Below are 22,432 nucleotides of genomic sequence, written 5' to 3' on the forward strand. Positions count from 1 at the left end.
TAAAACACCAGCCAGAAGCGGAAGAAGAGTTTAAAAAAAACTGCCACGATACCTAGAAGTAATTAAGAAATATGTCATACCACCAATAGATAAACAAAGAAAAATTAGATATTGGTGTGAGGATGAAAGTCGTGTGGGGTTAAAGACTGAAGCGGGTAGATTAATTACCAACTTTGGGACTAAACCTATCGGTATCATGCAATGGAAACGAGATAATTTTTATTTATATGGATTAGTAGAACCGTTAACGGGTGAGTATTTCATCTGGGAATTTTCTCATTTAAATGCAGCTTGTTTTCAGGTTTTCTTAGAAAAATTTTCTGCCACTTATGCCCAAGATATCCATATTATTCAGTTAGATAATGGAGCTTTTCATTTTAGCCAGCATCTTCAAATACCAGAAAATATCATTTTATTATTTCAACCTCCACACACACCCCAAGTTAATCCAATTGAGCGATTATGGGAGGAAATTAAAAGGCATTTAGCTTGGGAAAGCTTTGGAACTTTAGATGAGTTAAGACAATTTATCTGGAGGCGTTTGGAAAAATTAAACACATCAATCGTTGCTTCTATTACAGGTTGGGATTTTATTCTTGATGCTTTATTTGAATCAAATTTTTCGTGAATTGGTATTACTGTTAGAAACTCCCAGTCCTGCGCCAATTTTGTACTATCGCGGTGAAGTTGACCTCCAAGAAAACCTGGGACAAAAACCGCTAGTTGGGATTGTGGGGACACGTCAACCCTCAGACTATGGCATCCGTTGGACTCGTCAAATTAGCACAGCTTTGGCTAAAAATGGCTTTACAGTTGTTTCGGGAATGGCGGAGGGAATTGATACAGAAAGCCACTTCGCCGCGATGAAAGCCGGCGGACGGACGATCGCAGTTTTAGGGACTGGTGTAGATGTGATCTATCCCCATAAAAATCGAGATTTGTACAAGCAAATTTTAAGTTCTGGCTTAGTTTTGAGTGAATATCCAGGTAAAACTCCACCCGATCGCACTCATTTTCCTCGTCGTAACCGGATTATTGCTGGGTTAAGCCGTGCCATTTTGGTTATGGAAGCACCGTTAAAATCTGGCGCGTTAATTACAGCTACCTATGCAAATGAATTTGGCAGAGATGTCTATGCACTACCAGGTAGAATCGACGATCATCCATCTCAAGGTTGTTTAAAGTTACTCAGCCAAGGCGCTTCTTTAATTCTCAAAGATTTAGATGAATTATTAACAATGCTGGGAGCAGTACCACAGCTTGATATCATTGATGCTGCTCCAACACCAGAACAATTAACTTTACCAACTTTATCACCAGAACTGCAACAGGTAATGGATGCGATCGCCTGTGATGCTTTATCCTTCGATTTTGTTGTCCAACAAACAGGTATGGCTGCTGGCTCAGTTTCTAGTGCTTTATTACAGTTAGAACTTATGGGTTTAGTATCGCAATTACCAGGAATGCGGTATCAAAAAAATGGACAAATGTAAAAACCTTGTATTGGGTTGGAGAGAGACGCGATAAACCGCCGTGTCTACAGCAAATGAATTACGAATTACGTTAGCGCAGCGTTAGCGAGTCCGCGATAGCGAAGCGGTAGCGACGCAGGAGCGTCGCGTCATTACGAATTACGAATTACGCCTTATATTCCATCCCATTAGCCTCGGAATAACGATGCATAAATCGCATGAATCTTTCCATGTGTTCATCTTGCTCAACTTCAAATTTGCACTCTACCCGCTGTAGTTCATCACCCTCATCACCCCCGAAAATGAATCGAGTAGAAGAAGGAGTAACGCTAATTTCACCTTCTTCATCCGTTAATAGCAAAGAATTCAAAGATGGCTTAGTAAAACTGTTAAATCTTTCTAAAGCTTGCAATTGATTAAAAATCATCAAGACAATGCGTTTACCAGTACGGACTTCACGTCGTAAACTGACATTGCTTAATTCTTCAAAAATACCTGCAAAAAATTGGATTGAGGGGGTGGTAGATTCCATAAGCGGTTTAGAATGCAAACTTTATCTGGGAGGATAATATTGTGGAGTCATCACAGGAGATGGATAACTATTCATCTGCGTAGTATTTCCCATATTATTGGGTATGGGAGGAGTTATCACAGGAGATGGATAACCAATTATAGGCACTGTGTTTGTGGTATTGCTTGGTGCAGCACTTTGGGTTAATTGTTGGTAAGCCGCACGAGAAATTGAGCTAATCAGTTTTTCGGCACGCGGGTCATTAGTAGGGCGTTTGACCATCACAGCAGCTATGTAGCGTTTGCCAGTAGGCGTATCAATTAAACCTGCATCTGCCAGCATTGTGCCAATATCGCCTGTTTTGTGATATGTTCTCGCACCTGATTCCAAACCAGAGGGTAGTAGATTGTCTCTCTCCGTACGACGCATAATATCGAGCATTAAATCGCGCGATCGTATACTCACAAAATTACCCTGATTAACTATAGCCATCAAATTCGCCAACTCTTTGGGGCTAGTAGTGTTTGTACCTGCCAAATCTGGAAGTTGATTGCGAATCATTGTAGTTGTCAATCCCCAGCTGCGAAAACGTTGGTTCAGCGCTTCTATACCTCCTAGTCGCGCAATCAGCATATTGGTTGCCGTGTTGTCGCTGACTGTAATCATTTTTGTGGCGACTTCCAAAGCGTTATACTGAGTTCCAGCTGGTTTGTATTGCAGATTTCCAGAACCACCAGCCACCATATCTTGTTGCATGGTGAGCATTTCGTCTAGACGAACTTTTCCGGCATCTACATCTTGAAAAAAGGCAACTAAAATTGGTATTTTAATGGTGCTGGCAGCAGAAAAACTGGTAGTGCCATTGACATCCACATATCCACCAGTATCTAAATCAACTAAGAAAACTCCAGGTGTGAGACTTGAGTTTGTGGCCGCCAAACTTTGCACAACATTTTTTAAAGGTAGAATTTCTTGGGTTAAATATAAACTCGCAGCCGCAACTTGAGCATCTGGGGTAGATTGGGGTTGAGCTTGCCCAATATTATTACTGCTAGATTGCGCTGAAGACGTTGGGGTCATGCGAGTAGCTGGGTCTAAAATAGATAGCACAGTGCCGACAATCGCACCCATGCCAACTCCCACAATTAACAACCGCAATAGATACAATAGGGTTCTTGCCATTGGCTTTAACCGCGTCTTGCGTGACACTCGTCTGCCTATTTTTTGTACAGGCTGCTTCTGTACCCGTACTGTCTTTAAATTCATATTGTTGTTGAATGGTGGAACCTTGCCTTTAACATGAGGAATTGGTTTCACAACTGTGGGCATAACTACCCTAGATTTTGATCTTTGTGTTCCAGCAGCAACAGGAGGCGAGCTAGCATGATTGCTTAGGCGTACTAAGGCCGCTTCTTCTACAGGAACACGCTGCTGATTAGGAACTTTGACTTTTTTCTGTTCCACTTTTTGAACTTTACGCGAGCGCTGGCGGCGGTTTAAGGGTTCACGCCGCGAGAAAGCTCTTAGTTTGTCACTTGACTCTGACACTGTTACTCCTTGTGACCCACTCGAATTTTTCCTTGCAGACTCCCGACCCAAAACTCACTGCTTAAGTAGCTTGATGCGGAAATCACCCTTTGCTACTTGGTAGCATTTTCGTGTTTAGTTTAAGCCATATTAACTATTTTGGGGGGATAATTGCGTATATATTAAACGATGTATTATAGTTTTTCATCTTTTCTAGGGGTTTTAAGTGCCCATTCTACCTGTCGCAAAATTCCTAACAGCATCGTAACCTCCTTGGTTTGGAGGTGAGTACGATTATAAATTTGCCGGAATTTTTCCATACGACTGGCTGCCGTATGGGGATACAGATATCCAATATTCAGTAGTAGTGATTCTAATTGTTGGTAGTACGATTCTACAAGTTCCAAAGGTGCCAATTCGGTTTCTTGTGGGGTCTGGATTTCAGGTGATTCTGCATATTGTGCTAGTTCATAACAGCAGATTGCCACCGCAGTAGCTAAATTCAAGGATGCATAACTTTCACTTGTAGGAATGCGAATAAACCGCTGGGCGTAATTTAATTCTTCATTGCTTAATCCCCGGTCTTCTCTGCCAAAAATCAGTGCTGCGGGTTGGGTGGGTTGTTCGATTAACCAGGGTAAGGCTGTGCGAGGATTTTCTAAAGGTGCTTCCCAATCACGTACACGAGCAGTGGTAGCGACCGCCCGTACACATCCTTGTAATGCTTCTGGTAATGTGGCGACGATCACGGCAGATTCTAAAATTTCTTTGGCATGAACTGCCATTCTTAAAGCTTCTACCGATAAGCGATCGCATTGAGGATTGACTAAAACTAATTGTTGTAAGCCAAAATTTTTCATTGCTCTGGCGATCGATCCAACATTTATGGGGCCAGCTGGCTCTACCAACACAATTCTTAACCCAGCCAATCCCATTTTTGCCTCCTACTATCACACCAAAAAATATTTTGGCATTTTGTCGCAAACAAAATATTTTTATATGTTTTTATTGTAACTGTTGGCGATCGCCCAGATTTTTGTCATGATGTCGACAGAGCTATGAGCAAACACACACATAATAAAGCTAGTACTAGCACCAAAGCTTGATTGCGTTTTATCCAGCTTTTGACAGTTGTACCCAAGTTGCTGGTGTAATGCTGTTGTTCCAAATTTAACTGGCTCTGATCAAGATTGTCATATAAAGTACAGTCCTTAGCGTATGGACGTTGAGGAAAGTTACAAGTGTTATCAGCATGGTAGGTGCAGCTTTCGCACAAATACTCATCCCCCATAGCACGGTGCAACGGAATGCCAGGATGCCCATAAGCTTTGAGCGTTGTACGGCAATATGGACAGGTAATAGCCTGATTATCAACGAGTTGATGGCAGCGAGGACAAGATGTTGTAGCCACAACCTAAGCGTAAATAGGTAAACATTATTGATTTTAGCTCTTGTCAGCTAACTCTAGTTTTTGTAGAGCGCAACAGCGATCGCGTATTATTATCCACAAGATAATCAATGCCGAGTGTCCAGACTTCTAATTTTTTCTGCTCAAATACTACTCAAAACTGTAGCCTTAAAGTGGGAGTTTGATTGAGTCATAAACGTCTTTATGTTGCCTAAACCCAAGAAATATTGGACACCTCAGCACTGGGCGAGTTGGAAGCCTTTCGGTATTGGCGAACAGTACCCCAACAACTATTGGGAAGTATTTCGGGCAATTTGGTTGTCTCGTGGCCAACTACCATACACTTGGAATATCCTCAATCAGGGTGTCTGCGACGGTTGCGCCCTAGGAACAACGGGGATGAAAGATTGGACGTTAGATGGTATACATCTGTGCAATGTCCGGCTGCGGTTGTTGCGGATGAATACAATGCCAGCTTTTGACCCGCTACTCTTGGCGGATGTCTCCCAGTTGCAACAGCAAAAAAGCGCTCAATTACGTGACTTGGGAAGACTTCCTTACCCAATGATTAGGGAACGAGGGGAAAAAGGCTTTCGCCGCATCAGCTGGGATCAAGCTCTAGAAGTAATTAGCGATCGCATCCAAGCTACCACACCAGATCGTCTCAGTTTTTACATTACCAGTCGCGGTACTGTCAACGAAACTTACTATGCTACTCAAAAAGCTGTACGGGCTATGGGATGTAATAATATTGATAATGCTGCCCGGATTTGTCATTCTCCCAGCACAGCAGGATTGAAGGCTGCTCTCGGTGTAGGTGCTACTACTTGTTCTTATAAAGACTGGATTGGCACAGATTTATTAGTATTCATTGGTTCTAATGTTGCCAATAATCAACCTGTCACTGTTAAGTATCTTCATTACGCTAAAAAAGCAGGCACTAAAATTGTCGTCATTAACACTTACCGCGAACCAGGAATGGAACGGTATTGGGTTCCTTCAATTGTCGAAAGTGCCATTTTTGGTACCAAATTTGCTGAAGATTTCTTCTTGGTAAATGCGGGTGGGGATATGGCATTTTTGAATGGCACAATTAAAAATATGATTGCCTACGGCTGGGTAGACCAGTCTTTTATTAATCGCCACACCACTGGTTTTGAAGAACTCAAGGCATCTTTAGAAAGCCAATCTTGGGAGGAATTAGAGCGACTTTCTGGCGCTTCTCGTTATGAAATGCACGCCTTTGCCAAAATGGTTAAAGAAGCTAAGAATGCCGTATTTGTTTGGAGTATGGGTATTACTCAACACGAGTGCGGCGAAGATAACGTCCGAAGTATTATTAACTTAGCTCTAACCAAAGGTTTTGTCGGGCGAGAAGGCTGCGGCTTGATGCCCATTCGCGGCCATTCTGGGGTACAAGGTGGTGCAGAGATGGGATGTTATGCCACTGTATTCCCTGGTGGTAAACCTATAATTCCAGAAAATGCTAATTATTTGAGCCAGCTTTGGGGCTTTGAAGTACCTGCAAGTCAAGGTTTAATTGCACCAGAAATGATTGATGCAGCACATCAAGGGCAATTAGACGTATTGTGTTCCGTGGGAGGAAATTTCTTAGAAGTACTCCCAGAACCAGATTATGTGGAAGACGCGCTGAAGCAAATACCATTGCGAGTTCATATAGATATTGTTCTTTCTAGCCAGATGCTAGTGGAACCTGCCGAAACAGTAGTACTGTTACCCGCTACTACTCGCTACGAAATACCAGGAGGAGTTACAGAAACTAATACCGAACGCCGAGTGATTTTCAGTCCCGAAATTCCTGGGCCGCGCATTGGTGAGGCGCGTCCAGAGTGGGAGGTATTTATGGAATTGGCTAGACGAGTGCGACCAGATTTGATAGAAAAACTGAGTTTTGCCGATACAGCTGCGATGCGCCAAGAGATTGCCCAAGTCATTCCCCAATACGCTGGGATACAAAACTTGAAAGTAGCAGGAGACCAGTTTCAGTATGGCGGCTCACATTTGTGCTTTGGCTGGAATTTCACCACACCCGACGGTAAAGCCCACTTTGGGGTTTTGTCGCCACGCCAAAAAGAATTACCAGAAGGCTGTTTTTTACTAGCAACACGCCGGGGCAAACAGTTTAATAGTATGGTGCAAGAACGCAAGGATGCAATTACTGGCGCAATGCGCGAAGCGGTATTAATTAATGCTGAGGATGCCGCTAAGTTGGGCTTAAAAAATGGCGATCGCATAGTGCTTAAAAATGAATTAGGCGAGTTGTCAGGGGAAGTTTACCTTGCCCCAATTCAGTCAGGCAACTTGCAAGTACATTGGCCAGAAGGGAATATACTCCTACATAAAAATAAGCGATCGCTCGAAGGTGTGCCAGACTATAACGCCATAGTCCGCCTAGAAAGACAAAGCTAACCACTGACAACTGACAACTGACAACTAACAACTGACCCGCGTAGCGTAAATAAAAAAGCTTGTGAGATTATTGCATTTTTTCTTGAACCAGAACTACTACAATTACTATTGATGCTAGATAATGGGAAAGCTTTGACATTTATTTGCCAATCTAGCCCGGAAGAACACAACTAATACCTATGCGAACTCACTATTGCGGCGAACTCCGAAAATCACATATTGGAGACACTGTTACCTTATACGGATGGGTAGACCGTCGCCGCGATCATGGGGGCGTGATATTTTTAGATTTACGCGATCGCTCAGGAATCCTCCAAATTGTCAGCGATCCCCAACGCACCCCAGACTCCTACGAACAGGCAAATGCCCTACGCAATGAATACGTTGTTGAAATCACTGGTAGGGTAACGCAACGTCCCGAAGAATCCTTAAATTCCCGCATCCCCACAGGCGGAGTGGAAATCTACGCTGATAAAATTGTCCTGCTCAATGGCGTTCGCAAGCAGTTACCTTTCCAAGTTTCCACCGCTGATACCGAAAATGTCCGGGAAGATTTGCGGCTGAAATATCGTTATTTGGATTTGCGACGTGAACGCATGGCGAACAACATGCAATTGCGTCATCAAGTCGTCAAAGCCATGCGTCGCTATTTAGAAGATTTGGAAGGTTTCATTGAAGTCGAAACCCCCATACTGACCCGTTCTACCCCAGAAGGTGCTAGAGATTATATTCTCCCCAGTCGTGTTAACCCTGGTGAATGGTTTGCACTGCCACAATCACCCCAATTATTTAAACAAATTTTGATGGTATCTGGGTGCGATCGCTATTATCAAATTGCCCGTTGCTTCCGCGATGAAGATTTACGCGCCGACAGACAACCAGAATTTACTCAGTTAGACATGGAAATGAGCTTCATGTCTCAAGAAGAAATTATTGAACTAAATGAAAAGTTAGTTGCTCATATCTTCAAAACCGTTAAAGGCATAGAGTTACACCATCCTTTTCCGCATCTCACCTACGCCGATGCAATAGAACGCTACGGTAGCGATAAACCAGATACTCGCTACGGTTTAGAACTAGTTAATGTTTCAGATATCTTAAAAGACTCTGGTTTCAAAGTTTTTCGAGATGCTGTTGCTAATGGTGGAATCGTCAAAATTCTGCCAATTCCCAACGGTAATGAGGCAATTTCTAATGTCCGCATCAAACCAGGTGGTGACTTATTTAAAGAAGCCAATGAAGCGGGTGCCAAAGGTTTAGCTTTCATTCGCGTCAGAGAAGATGGTGAAATTGATACCATTGGCGCAATTAAAGATAACCTCAGCGAAGCACAAAAACAAGAAATTTTCAGTCGTACAGGTGCAAAACCTGGTCATTTGCTACTATTTGGAGCTGGTGATGCTGCTACTGTAAATAAAACCTTAGATAGACTACGGCAAGTGGTTGCTAGAGAATTTGGATTAATTGATCCAGAGAAAATCAACTTGCTGTGGATTACAGATTTCCCGATGTTCGAGTGGAATGCTGACGAAAAACGCCTTGAAGCATTGCATCACCCCTTCACTGCACCACATCCTGATGATTTACATGACTTAAAGTCTGCACGCGCCCAAGCTTACGACTTAGTTTTTAATGGTTTTGAAGTTGGCGGCGGTAGCCTGCGGATTTATCAGCGGGAAATTCAAGAACAGGTGTTTGAAGCTATAGGGTTGTCTCCCGAAGAAGCACAAAGTAAATTTGGCTTTCTTTTAGAAGCATTTGAATATGGTACACCGCCTCATGGTGGCATTGCCTATGGTTTAGATCGTTTGGTAATGTTGCTAGCTGGGGAAGAATCCATTCGAGATGTCATTGCTTTTCCGAAGACACAACAAGCCCGTTGTTTGCTGACAGATGCACCTTCTGGTGTAGATGTTAAGCAGTTGAAAGAGTTGCATGTTGCTTCGATTCATAAACCAAAGTCTTAGGAACTGGTAAACCGCCGTCTTTACAATAATCAGTCCTTCGTAGAGACGGCGATTTGTTGCATCTGGTGCCTTAACCAAACAGTATTGAAAGTAGAGCGAAAGTGTTGGGTTTTCAAATCGCTCCTGAATCCGTTTTGAAAAGCTTCAAACTTTCAATTTCTGACGTTCGTAAATCAGCTTCAACTCTTCTTGGTTTTGCCAAGCCCACTCTGCCAAACCTGCAATCGGTTCAATCAACTTTTCACCAAAGGGAGTCAGGTTATATTCCACTTTGGGCGGCACAATTGGATACACAGTTCGATTAACAACACCAGCTGACTCCAACCTTCTTAGGGTTTGTGTCAGCATTTTTTTTGATATTCCAGGAATTCGACGTTGAAAATCAGTATATCGCTTAGTACCAGAAGATAGGAGATAGAGTACTGGCGGTGTCCATTTATCTCCTACTAAATCCAGCATCTGCCGCATAGGACAGTTTGCACCCAGGAGTATTTGCTTATTGTTGGGAACCATGAGGTAACTATATCACCAGAAAGTTCCTTCTTGTAAAGAAGAACCCAAATCAGGCACACTGCTTTAGTTAGCGAAAATGGAGAGATTTGGATGAAACCGTTAGAAAACAAAGTTGCCCTTGTTACTGGTGGTACTTCTGGAATTGGGCGGACTACTGCGATCGCTTTTGCTCATGCAGGTGCCAAAGTTGTTGTAGTCGGACGACGAGAAGAAGAAGGCAGTGAAACCGTCAGCTTGATTCATCAGGTAGGAAGTGAAGGTTTATTTGTGAAAGCTGATGTCTCTCAAGAAGCAGACATAGAAGCAACCATTGCCGCTGTTGTCAATAAGTTTGGTAGGCTTGATATCGCCTTTAATAATGCGGGGTTGCTGGGTGAAAATGCCTTGCTGGCAGAGCAAACAGAGCAAACTTATGACCGGGTTTTTGGAGTCAATGTCAAGGGAGTTTTTCTCTGTATGAAGCATGAAATTACCCAGATGTTGGCTCAAGGTAATGGTGGAGCAATTGTCAATACATCCTCCATCAATGGTTTTCGTCCTTTAGCACCTGGCTTATCGATTTATGATGCCTCTAAAACAGCTGTGGTGATGCTGACAAAAGCCGCAGCCCTAGAATATGCCTCACAAAAAATTCGGATAAATGCGATCGCACCAGGGCCAATTGAAACGGAAATGCTCAGTCAGGCGACTGGCGGTAATACCAAAGCTTTTGAGAATTTTGTTCCCGCCGGACGTTTGGGCAAACCCGATGACATTGCTAATGCTGTGATCTGGTTGTCTTCTGATGCTACCAATTTTGTCAATGGACATACCCTGGCTGTGGATGGCGGATTACTGGCGGCGTGATCACTGCTTTACTTTCTCAATGTGCGTTTTCGTAAAAACAATAGATGCAGGAGCAATCATGAGTCAACTAGAGAACAAAGTTGCATTAATTCTTGGTGGTGCAGGCAATGTAGGAGAAGGCATTGTGAGAGCATTTCTCAAAGCAGGTGCCATAGTAGCTGTGCCGTCCCGTAAAGTCGAAAAACTAGAAGAACTACGCACTTATTTAGGTGAACTTGCACAAGGCGATCGCTTTATTCCCATTGTGGGAGAAATTGGTCAAATTGATAGTGCCGAAAGTATTCGTGACCAACTGCTTAAACAATTTGGAAGGCTTGATGCTGTGGTTGCTTCCCTTGGCGGCTGGTGGTTTGGTAACAGACCTTTGACTGAAGTCTCAATCGCAGAATGGCAACAATATTTAGATAGTAATTTAACGAGTCACTTCATCGCCGCCCGTACCTTTCTACCTATTCTTCAAGAACGCAAAGGTGCTAGCTATACCTTGATTGGAGGAGCCGCAGCCGAAGTACCGATTCCCAATGTTAGCCCTGTGAGCATTTCTGCTGCTGGACAGTTGATGTTAGCTCAGGTGTTGATGCAGGAAAATAAAGGTAGTACTATCCGAATTAATGAAGTCATTGTTCATAGCTGGGTGGCAACTCGCAGCAGCAAAGAGCGCAGTCAACCTACCTGGATTACTGCTGATGACATTGGCGAATTTACAGCTTGGCTTGCTTCTGACGCAGCATCTATGGTGAATAGTAGTCTCCTACGCTTGTATGAAAAGCCTGCAACTTAACGATAAAGTTGCACCTAGAGTGGCTACTCTACCTACATACACTTTGCAAACATAAAAGATTACACCTTTTCTTAAGGGACTTCCAAAAAATAAAATACTTAACTACATAATTATTGCTTGGAAGTCCCATAGAGAAGTGCTACTAGCGTAGATAAGATGAGACACAAGTTGGAGTTGTTTTAGTTTCTAACTCTTCAATTTTCAATCCTTCTGTGGGGGGTGGATCATTTAATCGCCGATTTCGTTTAATATTGGGAGCTTCAGGCGTTAAATACAGGATACCTTTGTAAATCAATTCATAGAGCCAATCTTGGTTAATTGCCGTTGCATAGGCTGCCCATGTAGGCTGACATTGATTGACATCCTGCAAAAGACGATACATTTGCTCACTAATAGGATAAGTAGTGAAATAAGGGTTATTTGCAGAAAACAATTCAATTTGACGCTCTCCAGTTTTGGGACTAGTCTCTAATCGGAATCGTAAATCAGGAGACAACGCCAGAAAGTAATTATGGATTTGCTGTGCTTCTAGTAATTGCCGTTGCTGGAAATACTTCTGCACTTGCTGGTGAATTGGCTGATGAGGATTGTGGATGGTACGGCTGTAATAGGAGCTTGTATGAGTAGCATTGACTCGACAGATGAGAATATATCCAAAGTTAACCGCTTGTAAACCTTTAGTATGGAAGTTCTGGAGCCACTGATCTAACTCAATATTGTATTGCTCCAAGGTTTGATTAAAAGCCGTATGACAGTGGGGAACTGAGAACAGAATATCATTGCGATCGGCAGTACTGAGAACTAATTTGTGGGCAAGTCCTCCTTGCCACCAGCGTTCTAGTTTAGACTCATACTCTTGGAGATTTACCAGATCTGTAACAATAAACAGCCTGCCATCAGGTGTAAGATTTTTGGCACTCTCAGAAATGATCCGAGCCAAAATCTCTTCACCGTCTTCACCTCCATCTCGGAAGCGACATTGTTCATTAGGACTGGGAACAAAGGGAGGATTTGCCAGAATCGTATCGAAGTTACCAGAGACTGCTTCGTAAAGATTGCCCAGATAAAATTGAGTATTAGATACTCCATTGAGTTGAGCGTTAAACCTGGCAAAACGAATTGCTCTTGGGTTAATATCAACTCCCACGACTTCTTTGGCATAACGACTGGCTACTAAGCTTTGAATGCCACTACCACAACAGAGATCCAAAACTCGATTTGCTAGATATTGGGGAGCAGTGTAAACTAATCCCATACTATCCATGCCTACGTACATCACAGCATCCTCATCAAAGTGATCTTCTGCCAGAATCATGTAACGATGATCTGTAGCTAGATACAACCCCGCGACAGCAAATAAATCAACTCGTGATTTCCAATCTTCGCCGCAATGAATCAACATACCCAAGCTACATAGGGTTGAGAATAATTCATTACCAAAAATTTCTTGTAGTCTGGCTTGTTTCAGTACTCCCCGCAGTAGGAATAGACGAATCAAGTCTCCCAATATGGATTGGGGTAGTCGATAGCGATCGTAATAGTGTAGATATGTCGGCTCAATTTGTTGCTGTGATGTTACGCCTAGCAATTGACAAATATTAGATTCGTTGTAGCCTGCTTGCTGTAGACATTCATATAGGTTGCGTAGAATACATCGGGCAGAGAAGTTTTCACTCTCAAAAGGTGCAAAGGTTTGGTTTGATGCTGGGGGTAAAGATGAATCTTGAGGTAATGGTTTAAGGTAGGGATACGCAGGTTCTAATCTGTAAATCTGGAGCTGTTGGGTTGCCCATGCAATTTTTTGTGTAAATTCCAAGTTAGTCAAACACAAATCGACTCGCATTTGTTCCAGGGAACTATCAGATGCATTCAGAACCGCTAGCAATAGCTGAAGTTCTGCAAAGGTGTAGTTTGAGGAGCGTACTTGTTGTTTGAGATCAACCAGCGTAGATTTACTAAGAGGATTGAGTAGCAGAATTACATCGCTAGAAAGCTTGGTCTGCAAGGAATTGTAAAAGGGAGTTTCCGGAAAGAGTACACTTGTTTCTTTGTATTGAGCGCCTTCAGCAGACAATATTTGTAACTCTTCAAAAGACCAGGGGCAATCAACGGTTTGGTCAAAAAATAATGCTCGATCAAGCTTTGCCATTAAATCAGTAACATCGGGGACATCAGAGGGAAGTCCATGAGGAAGAGTAATATCACCAACTTTTGCTAAGTGATCTTCATAGCTACGAACAGGAACATGTCGTTTGGAGATCCAGACGTTCTCGATCGCTAAATAATCAATATCTGTTCCCAAAAAAGTTGCGATCGCCTCTAGGGGAGTTTCGACAATCGGTTGTCCTGCGACATTAAAGCTGGTATTGAGTAATACAGGCGGCCCCTGTCGTTCTTCTACTAGTTTGTAGCAAAGTCTATAAAAGTAGGGATTTGCCTGATCGGTTACTGTTTGCACCCGTCCTGTACCATCAACATGGGTAATAGCTGGCAGTAGTTCCTGAAATTCAGCTTTGATTGGCGGTACGAGGAGCATAAAAGGTGATGCAACCTGTTGCTCAAACACTTGGGAAACGGCTTCTAGGGGAATGACTGGTGCGAAGGGACGAAATGCTTCACGAAACTTGACCCTCATATTCAGAATATCTTTCATCCGTTTAAAGGTAGGGTCAGCCATGATCGACCGATGTCCTAACGCTCGTGGCCCATACTCTGCACCGCCTTCAAAGCGAGCAACAATACTGCCTTGTCCCAATACTTGAGCAGTACGAGTAATCATCTCATCTGGTGTTAATTCCTCGACCTCGACTGAATCTTGAAAGTGTCGAATTGCTTGAGAGATTTGCTTTGAGCCATAATGGCGGCCAAGGGTTGCCTTAGTTAGGGATACTCGCTTTTGTCCGCCGCCTAGGGTATTGTATGCCCATAAGGCACAACCAGCCGCTATCCCACTATCGCCTGCTGCTGGAAAAATAAAGATATCATCCAGTTGGAGTTGCCGTAATAATTCGTAGTTGGCAACAGAATTTAAGCCCACGCCACCAGCAATACAGAGCTTTTTCAGTCCAGTTCGCTTAATTGCCAGACTGACAATATGCAGCAATGCTTGCTCTAGTTCTTTTTGGACTTTATAAGCCAAGTCAACTAGATAAGGACGAAGATAAGGTTTGCCTTCTTTGTTGTCATAGCGTTTTTCTAGTGCGGCTACTTCCAAAAAAATATCGTAGGCAGAAATTTTCAGGCTAAAAGACTCTTCTGTTGTTTGAATCCAAGAATGCCAATTAGGCTGATTTTTCCCAAAGGGCGCTAAACCCATGAGTTTTCCTGCCTCTGCGTGCTGAATCTTGTCTCCGACTTGAGTCACAAACCCAGCCTTGCGCGTGATGTACTCATAAACAAAGCCGAGGGTAGAGAGTTGAGCCAAGTGAGCTGCAACCATCTCACTATGTAGTGTGGTAATTGTTTGGCCTCTGCCTTCATAGAGGGTATAAGATTCTGTGCAATGAGCAGAGGTAGTGCTACCTGTTGCATCCACCGCTAAGATCAGCGCTTGGTCAAATCCTGAAGGCCAGTAAGCTGAGTAAGCATGAGCCAAGTGATGGCTGGGAATTCGCATCACCTTATCTATAATTTCAGCAGGTAATACTCGACGCAAAATGTCGGGGGCACAGTCATGACCAGGCATGTTAGCGGTAATTGTTGCTAAATCACTCAGGGTGATGTTGCAGGCATCCAAACAGTAACGCATGGCTTCTGCCGGAATTTGCATTTGTGCAGCCACACCAGGAGCATGAAGCATATAGCCAGGGCTATATTTGTGGCGATCAAGTCGTTCTTGCTCAATTGCGACTACAATTTCACCATCCTTGGCGATCGCAACTGAACGTTCATGTCCTAAATTCATTCCCATGTGGTATTGTGTCATTTCCATACCTCCTCACTCCATAACTGCTAAAGCGAATATTTCTGTTTAACCATTCCCAACAAAAAATGTTGATTAAATTGCCATCAGGAGTAAAGTGAATGGTTTTTACTCCCTACCTGGGTAAAATTAGGTTTTAATGTAAAAGCGCGATCGGCAATTTCATCAAGAATTCTGTTCCCTGCTCTAACTCTGAAGCACACTCCAACACCCCGCCATGTTTCTCTACAACTATTTGGTAACTAATAGAAAGCCCTAAACCTGTACCTTTACCCACGGGTTTTGTGCTAAAGAATGGATCAAAAATTCGCTTTCTAGTTTCTTCGCTCATGCCAGTACCATTGTCAATAATCCGAATCACCACACAATGATCACCAACGGCTTCGGTGTAAATCCGAATCATGGGTGTAAAGCAGCATAATTCTGGATTTTCTCTATTGATTGTCTCACTGATACAGCGAGTCCTAATTGCATCAATTGCATTGCTCAACAAATTCATAAACACCTGATTCAGTTGTCCGGCATAGCACTCTACCAATGGCAATTTACTGTATTCTTTAATCACCTGAATATGGTTATTTACTCCCTTCAGACGACTTTGTAAAATCATTAAAGTACTATTAATTCCTTCATGGATATCCACAGGTTTGATCTCTGCTTCATCTAGGCGAGAAAAATTGCGAAGTGATAGGACAATTTCACGAATTCGCTCTGCCCCCATTTCCATAGAGAAGATGATTTTTGGTAGGTCAGATAGCAGGAAATTTAGATCTATTTTCCGAATTTTTTCCTGAATATCTGGTACTGCTTCAGTATAATGTTGGTCATAGAGACTGATTAAATCTAGTAAATCTTTAATATATGCATTTGCATGAATAATATTGCCGTAAATAAAGTTAACCGGGTTATTAATTTCATGGGCAATTCCAGCAACTAACTGTCCTAGACTCGACATTTTTTCTGCATGAAGCAGTTTGGCTTGGGTTTGTTTAAGTTCTTCTAAAGTTGCTTCTAATTGTTGTTTTTGCTGCTTCAACTGCTCTTTTGATTCCAAAAGTGTTGCTTCTGTTTGCTTACGTTCCCGATTCTCAACGCGCAGCTGTTCAATTCGCATTTGTAATGCTTCGTTGGCCTCTTTGAGAGCCGCTTGTGTCCGCTTTCGATCAGTAATATTTGTTAAAGAACCACAAATTTCTCCCTGAGCTTCGGAACGAGCTGATAACTCTAACCAGATGATCTCTGCATTTTTATGATGAAATCGTAATTCCCAACACGCAAGATCTTGTTGGGTATCCATTTGAGTCAGAAAATTTAGCCAGCGCTGTCGATCTTCAGCATGGAGATAGTCATCTATAGGGCGGTTCAAACATTCTGGCGCGCTATATCCTAAAGTAAGTGTCCAAGCTTTATTCAAAAGAGTTATATTACCTGCTTTATCACACTTAAATACAATTTCGCGTAGATTCTCAACTAATTCTCGGTAACGTCGTTCTGATTCGGATATTTGCTCAATTAAACGATACTGGATCTGCGTATGCAGTTCATTTTCAGCTAAAAAATCTGATTTCATAAACGTTTTTATTTGGATGATATGACAGGTGTAATTGAATGCTCTCTCGCTATCATGCCAAAACACTTTCTCTAAATTGCCCCTGATTTTAAAAATCAACAGCTATCCATGCTGGTTTAGAGTAATATGTTTATGTCCGAGACATACTTCATTCAATAAAAAAACGCAATAATTTAACGTGATTATTATGCGAATAAAGTCACGTTTAAAAACATTATTGTTAGAAAAAATTATCCTGTGATCAATTTAATTTTATGCGGTAACTGTTAGCTCTAGCCGCCTAAGTAGTTCTATGTGAGTCATTACCTCTGCATAAAGCGGAAAAATATTGCCACAGTAAAACTCTTGCTCAAACACAGTACGAGCTGAAGTACAATCAGATAAAATTGTCACGTGGTAGCCTTTTTCATGAGCAGATCTGCCTGTAGAATCAATACATATAGATGTAACAGCACCTGCTAGAACCACATCTGTGATTTTTCGTTGTTTAAGAACTTCACCTAAATTTGTATTGATGAATGCATTAAATCCTCGCTTACCAGGTATCTCCTGAATTCTGTCTTGGAAGGAGTATAATTCTTCAATTGTCTCTGAGCCTGGAGTTCCCATCTGGAAAGCATTTACTTCTTTGATAGTTTTAAGGATACCAATCGGCTCTATTAATTCTTCATAGTTAGGTGTAAAAAATATAGGAGTCGTGACGATTAATGCAGGTGTAGAGGCAAGATGTTGAAGAAGATGAACTGTGTTTGATATTACATTTGTAACCTTGGATGATTCTTCAACTACTCCATATAAAATACCATTTGGTGAAAAGTAGTCATTTTGATATCCAATGAGAATAAGTGCTGTTGTTTGAGATTCCATGAGTGCATTTATGAGGTTAATGTAAAACAAAAAAATTGGTTTGCTTATTTTCATCATATTGGTAACTAGCCATTAAATGTATTAATTGCTACATTGATTGTTTGTGTAGTCAATAATAAAACGCTGCCAGTCGCTATCAGTAAGATTTTACTAATTGTCTCCTATAACCTAAATCAGTAATTTCTTTGAAGTTCGGTAATGGTTGTATTAAGTTTCTACAAAGTTGAGTTGAATGTATGGCGCTAAAGTCATATCCTATGAGTGAATAAAAAAAACTACACAGAAATGGGTGAAGATTTTTCTTTAGCGCTTATGAATAAATTCAGTATGTAACAGTTATGCTTTTCTCAAGAATTGCTATATACAAACTTTCGATTTTGAATACTACTTATTTAGGTTTTAGCATTAGCTAGCTTGATTGCTAATGTTGGTTGTACTAGTTTTTATTTATTTGCTTATTTTGTGGCTAAAATATTTGAAAATAAATATGGTGAAGCATAACTCGAATAACGATGCGTGAAAACAGAAATACAAAAATAATCTTTAGAGCGATTACAATGACTTTACTGGTTATCTCCTCAAGCGTCTGGGGTCTTACGCCAGTCGCCTCAAGCGCTAACACCAAGGCGCTGCCTCTCCAAGTGGAGCGACTGGCGTAGGCTAGGGGGAGCAATATAAGTGCTTAAAGCCACAGCCAACCACTTTTCAAACAACTTGTCAAAAGCGATCGCCTAAAACTTGAGTAACAAGCACTCAAAGCCAAAAAACTCAGCTTTTGAGGTTTTGGTATATATGAAATGGATTTTTTACAATTTTATAATTGGCTGTTATATTAATTTTCAAAAACATTGAAACTTTTATACTTAAAATAAGTTATAAATATAAATCCGATAAAATATCCAATCCCTTATAACTTTTGCCAGAAGAAAAAACAAAATCACAACAAGAAATTAGTTTTCCTCCTTACTATACTCAAAAATATGGAGTAGCCTACTGGGGTGATAGTTTTGAACTCATTAAATTAATTGATGAAAATAGTATTAATTTAATTCTAACCTCACCTCCATTTGCTCTAACACGTAAAAAAGAGTATGGCAATGAAAGTGCGGAAAAATATATTGAATGGTTTCTACCTTTTGCTTATGAATTTAAAAGAGTACTAGCTGATAATGGTTCATTTATTTTAGATTTAGGAGGTGCTTATCTTCCTGGTAATCCGGTGCGGAGTATTTATCAATATGAGCTTTTAGTGAGATTGTGTAAGGAAGTGGGCTTTTTTCTTGCCCAAGAATTTTATCACTATAATCCGGCTCGATTGCCTACTCCGGCAGAGTGGGTAACAATCAGACGGATTCGTGTAAAAGATTCTGTAAATGTAGTGTGGTGGTTATCGAAAACACCCAACCCTAAAGCAGATAATAGAAAAGTTTTAAAGCCATATAGCCACAGTATGAAGCAACTACTCAAGAATGGTTATAAAGCTAAAATACGTCCTAGTGGACATAATATTTCTGAGAAATTCCAAAAAGATAACCAAGGCGCAATTCCACCAAATGTCTTAGAAATTGCTAATACTGAATCAAATAGTGCTTATTTACGTCGCTGCAAAGCAGCAGCAATTAAACCCCATCCAGCACGTTTTCCCCAAGATTTTGCCGAATTTTTTATCAAATTTTTAACTGATGAAGGAGATCTAGTTTTAGATCCATTTGCAGGTTCTAACACAACTGGATTTGTTGCTGAAACTCTGGAGCGCCGATGGATATCTTTTGAAATTAATGAAAATTATCTTGTGGGAAGTCGTTACCGATTTAGTCAATACTTAGACTAACTTAAAAGGATGTTTGTAAGGTCTAATTTATAACTCGCCTGGGCAACTAAAAGTCGTGCCTACACAGACAAAACCGCCTATACAGGTTTAAATTTATTCATTTTTTGTTAATGATAGCACTGTGTTTGCGTCCCGCAGAGAAGTGCCTTGTGCGGAAATGCCCGACTTGTTTGCCCTTGGCGTTCCAGTTCCCTCGTACCCCTTCGCTTGAGCAAGCTACGCGTTAGCGTTTCAGCAGGAGAAGAGGGTTCCCGCAGGGTAGGGTAGGAAATGCAGCCGTGTTGTGGCAACTTTGGAGGGTTTCTCCCATTGATGAAAGTGGCAGCAGGCGACTGCGTTAGCGCAGTGTAAAGTCTTCTCTTGAGAGGCTTGTCTTGCAACACGCTACGCGAATGTCAACGGCATAGTTGACTTCGAGTGACCTTTAGGAGCGTCACCCAAAGGGGCATCGTTTGTGTAGTAGCGAATTGTATTAACCCAATACTTTTAAAACATCTTCTAAGAGTGAGTTAATAAAATTTATAACTCATAACTCCTAACTACTTACTCAAATCTCTCCATTAACTTGCATTTGATGAACTTGATCTGCTAACTCTTGACGGCTTTGATCATCTAGTTTGTCAATTGCTAACATTCCCATGAGAATCACTTCTTTCAAGGTCAAACGTGTCGAATGTGCCTGTTTTTGCACAATCTCCTTAATAATTGGACTAACACCAATTGCCGTACTAGCTCTAGCCACAGAATAATAGGTAAATATTAATGACTTCGCCTAAATCTTAGCACTTATAACAAAGCTCTTCTATAATTAATAAGATTCAATTTATCAGAAATTAAATCAGACTGCTATATATTTTTTTTACTCACCAAAGCGCATATTTTTGTTACCAGCTAGATAAATTGGATGAAAAATTTACTGTTGCTGGTATGAACTAATGCATCCATATTAATAACAAGACACAGATACTTGGTATAGGAATATTTCACAACCTTGTCAAAATAGAGTTATTGAGGAGAGCGATCGCTAGAAAAAGGCATATAAAACTACTTAAAGTTGAGACTATTTTGACACTCTGCCGTCTAAATACGCGCAGACTATCTAAGAGTTTTTGCCGTATTTATTAGATTTTTGATTGTCAATTTTCGTACACTGAGTTAAATCAAATGCATTGTAAACGAAGTTTGTAGTCTCAGACAACAAATGAAATTTCCAGCTATGGAAATAACTGTATGGTTCAGATTGTCAGTTGTGGTTTCATCGACATTGCATTAGTTTCTTCTGAATCCTTGTGTAAAGACTAATTGAGGTGCTTTTACTCTGTTATACGCCTAACTGGCTCAATGAGTGATTTTTTTAGTTCATAGAACCTAGATAGAGGCATAGAGCAATACCTTTCGGTTAAGGGAGAAAGGGGAAGGGTTCAAGGGAAAAGAAAAACCTTTAACCCTTACCCAATAACTTTTCCCCAAGTCCAATTTCAAGTTACAAATACTTAACTGAACAGTATTGAGGCATAGAGCATTGGTAACTAAATATTTCCTATGCCCTATGCCTAAAATCAAAATGTAAATTCTTAGGAAACAGTTTGAGATTCTTGATAGGTGGGGAAGTCGATATATCCTTCTGGCTCAAAGGAATACCAGTCTTTAATTTCGGCTGAAGAGTTGAGTGGCCAGTTATGAGCAAAACGCTCAACTAAATCGGGATTACTAATAAAAGGTCGACCAAAAGCAACTAAATCGGCTAAACCTTTGGTAATTGCATCTTCTGCTTGCTCTTGGGTATATCCACAATTGCTCATAATTGTCCCAGCGAATACTTCACGGAAATCTGCTAATGTCATAGGTTCTCCTAAGTCGTGAAAGCCAAAGGCTAGCCCATCCATCAAGTGAAGATAAGCCAGATTGTAAGAATTTAATTGCCCAGCAACATAGAGAAAAGTCTCACGGTAATCTTCTGACCCCATGTCATTATAAGAACCGTTCGGAGACAGGCGAACTGCAACCCGATTAGATGGCAAAACTGTTAGTATTGCCTCTACAATTTCCTTAAGAAAACGGTAGCGATTTTCAACATTTCCTCCCCACTGATCATTGCGATGGTTTGTTTTGGATTGCAGAAATTCATCAATTAAATAACCATTAGCAGCATGAATTTCTACACCATCAAAACCAGCTATTTTTGCTTGTTCAGCCGCCCTGCGATAATCCTCCACAATCAGCGGGACTTCATCGGTCTCTAGAGCGCGGGGAGTTTCGTAAGGTTGTTTGCCAATAGGTGTGTGAATATATTCTCCATTCAGTTTGATAGCGGATGGTGCAACTGGTAATTGACCATTCTCCTGAAAACTGCTGTGGGATGCTCGTCCACAGTGCCATAGTTGCAGAAAAATTGGTGTTCCTTTGGCGTGAACAGCATCTACAACCTGCTTCCAGGCTGCGGTTTGTTCTTGGTTATAAATTCCAGGCGTATTTTGCCAGCCATTGGCTTGGATGGAGATCACTGTCGCTTCTGTAATTATTAACCCAGAACTAGACCGCTGAGCGTAATACTCTGCCATTAGGGCGTTAGGCATACGTGCTTCACCTGCGCGCGATCGCGTCATAGGAGCCATAACTACTCGATTTTTCAGTTTTAAATCCCCCAGTTGAAATGAACTAAGCAAGGTTGGCGATACTGTTTGAGTAGTCATATTTGATGGTTAGATGTTTGCACTATTACTTTTACATAACTTGAAGATTTGCAGTTTGCCTTGGCTCATTAAATTGGAAATCGGTAAAATCTAT

17 protein-coding genes are annotated in these 22,432 nt (G+C 41.4%); 7 read left to right on the top strand and 10 right to left on the bottom strand.

The window, feature by feature from the left end:
• Positions 1 to 103: 103 nt before the first annotated feature.
• Both I8751_RS20055 and dprA read left to right on the top strand, forming a co-directional pair.
• Entirely contained in the window at positions 104 to 628 is a 525-nt protein-coding gene (locus I8751_RS20055) for an IS630 family transposase (RefSeq protein WP_318780350.1), read from the top strand.
• Positions 600 to 1,493 (top strand): DNA-processing protein DprA, encoded by an 894-nt coding sequence (dprA, locus tag I8751_RS20060; protein ID WP_225894275.1) that lies wholly within the window; start codon positions 600 to 602, stop codon positions 1,491 to 1,493. Before I8751_RS20055 ends, dprA begins: the two co-directional genes overlap by 29 nt.
• A 145-nt stretch (positions 1,494 to 1,638) precedes the next feature.
• Here dprA and psb28 read toward each other — a convergent pair whose 3' ends face one another.
• From psb28 to I8751_RS20080, 4 genes are all read right to left on the bottom strand, one after another.
• Complete coding sequence (psb28, locus tag I8751_RS20065) at positions 1,639 to 2,004, bottom strand: photosystem II reaction center protein Psb28 (protein ID WP_214440874.1); 366 nt, start codon at positions 2,002 to 2,004, stop codon at positions 1,639 to 1,641.
• Between the two features lie 21 nt (positions 2,005 to 2,025).
• The gene (locus tag I8751_RS20070; protein ID WP_214440875.1) at positions 2,026 to 3,531 is read right to left on the bottom strand and encodes a serine hydrolase; all 1,506 of its coding nucleotides are present in this window, start codon (positions 3,529 to 3,531) and stop codon (positions 2,026 to 2,028) included.
• Between the two features lie 173 nt (positions 3,532 to 3,704).
• Entirely contained in the window at positions 3,705 to 4,445 is a 741-nt protein-coding gene (locus tag I8751_RS20075; RefSeq protein ID WP_214440876.1) for an RNA methyltransferase, read from the bottom strand.
• Positions 4,446 to 4,549: 104 nt separating this feature from the next.
• Complete coding sequence (locus tag I8751_RS20080; RefSeq protein ID WP_214440877.1) at positions 4,550 to 4,921, bottom strand: zinc ribbon domain-containing protein; 372 nt, start codon at positions 4,919 to 4,921, stop codon at positions 4,550 to 4,552.
• A 201-nt stretch (positions 4,922 to 5,122) separates the two neighbouring features.
• Here I8751_RS20080 and I8751_RS20085 point away from each other — a divergent pair, with 201 nt between their 5' ends.
• On the top strand, positions 5,123 to 7,348 hold the full coding sequence (locus tag I8751_RS20085; protein WP_214440878.1) for an FdhF/YdeP family oxidoreductase: 2,226 nt from the start codon (positions 5,123 to 5,125) through the stop codon (positions 7,346 to 7,348).
• Between the two features lie 179 nt (positions 7,349 to 7,527).
• The gene (aspS, locus tag I8751_RS20090) at positions 7,528 to 9,315 is read left to right on the top strand and encodes an aspartate--tRNA ligase (RefSeq protein ID WP_214440879.1); all 1,788 of its coding nucleotides are present in this window, start codon (positions 7,528 to 7,530) and stop codon (positions 9,313 to 9,315) included.
• 144 nt (positions 9,316 to 9,459) lie between these two features.
• On the opposite strand, the gene I8751_RS20095 is transcribed toward aspS, so the two are convergent.
• Positions 9,460 to 9,828, bottom strand: a complete 369-nt coding sequence (locus I8751_RS20095; RefSeq protein WP_214440880.1) for a winged helix-turn-helix transcriptional regulator — start codon at positions 9,826 to 9,828, stop codon at positions 9,460 to 9,462.
• A gap of 90 nt (positions 9,829 to 9,918) precedes the next feature.
• Here I8751_RS20095 and I8751_RS20100 point away from each other — a divergent pair, with 90 nt between their 5' ends.
• Together I8751_RS20100 and I8751_RS20105 are read left to right on the top strand one after the other, a co-directional pair.
• Positions 9,919 to 10,674, top strand: coding sequence for a glucose 1-dehydrogenase (locus I8751_RS20100; RefSeq protein WP_214440881.1), 756 nt, complete (start codon positions 9,919 to 9,921; stop codon positions 10,672 to 10,674).
• A 58-nt stretch (positions 10,675 to 10,732) separates the two neighbouring features.
• Positions 10,733 to 11,455, top strand: a complete 723-nt coding sequence (locus I8751_RS20105; protein ID WP_196508587.1) for an SDR family NAD(P)-dependent oxidoreductase — start codon at positions 10,733 to 10,735, stop codon at positions 11,453 to 11,455.
• A 142-nt stretch (positions 11,456 to 11,597) separates the two neighbouring features.
• Here I8751_RS20105 and I8751_RS20110 read toward each other — a convergent pair whose 3' ends face one another.
• The 3 genes from I8751_RS20110 to I8751_RS20120 all read right to left on the bottom strand — a co-directional run bounded on the left by I8751_RS20110 (position 11,598) and on the right by I8751_RS20120 (position 17,814).
• On the bottom strand, positions 11,598 to 15,380 hold the full coding sequence (locus tag I8751_RS20110) for a carbamoyltransferase C-terminal domain-containing protein (protein WP_225894277.1): 3,783 nt from the start codon (positions 15,378 to 15,380) through the stop codon (positions 11,598 to 11,600).
• A gap of 133 nt (positions 15,381 to 15,513) precedes the next feature.
• On the bottom strand, positions 15,514 to 16,947 hold the full coding sequence (locus I8751_RS20115) for a PAS domain-containing sensor histidine kinase (protein ID WP_214440883.1): 1,434 nt from the start codon (positions 16,945 to 16,947) through the stop codon (positions 15,514 to 15,516).
• A 252-nt stretch (positions 16,948 to 17,199) separates the two neighbouring features.
• Positions 17,200 to 17,814, bottom strand: a complete 615-nt coding sequence (locus tag I8751_RS20120) for a cysteine hydrolase family protein (protein WP_214440884.1) — start codon at positions 17,812 to 17,814, stop codon at positions 17,200 to 17,202.
• A 916-nt stretch (positions 17,815 to 18,730) separates the two neighbouring features.
• On the opposite strand from I8751_RS20120, the gene I8751_RS20125 reads away from it, so the two are divergent.
• A complete protein-coding gene (locus tag I8751_RS20125; protein WP_214440885.1) occupies positions 18,731 to 19,645 on the top strand; it encodes a DNA-methyltransferase in 915 nt (304 codons plus the stop codon).
• A 547-nt stretch (positions 19,646 to 20,192) separates the two neighbouring features.
• On the opposite strand, the gene I8751_RS20130 is transcribed toward I8751_RS20125, so the two are convergent.
• On the bottom strand, positions 20,193 to 20,405 hold the full coding sequence (locus I8751_RS20130) for a hypothetical protein (RefSeq protein ID WP_214440949.1): 213 nt from the start codon (positions 20,403 to 20,405) through the stop codon (positions 20,193 to 20,195).
• An 814-nt stretch (positions 20,406 to 21,219) separates the two neighbouring features.
• Positions 21,220 to 22,338, bottom strand: a complete 1,119-nt coding sequence (locus tag I8751_RS20135; RefSeq protein ID WP_214440886.1) for an alkene reductase — start codon at positions 22,336 to 22,338, stop codon at positions 21,220 to 21,222.
• Between the last annotated feature and the right edge of the window lie 94 nt (positions 22,339 to 22,432).

Source organism: Atlanticothrix silvestris CENA357, from assembly GCF_016056295.1.
Lineage (GTDB): Bacteria > Cyanobacteriota > Cyanobacteriia > Cyanobacteriales > Nostocaceae > Atlanticothrix > Atlanticothrix silvestris.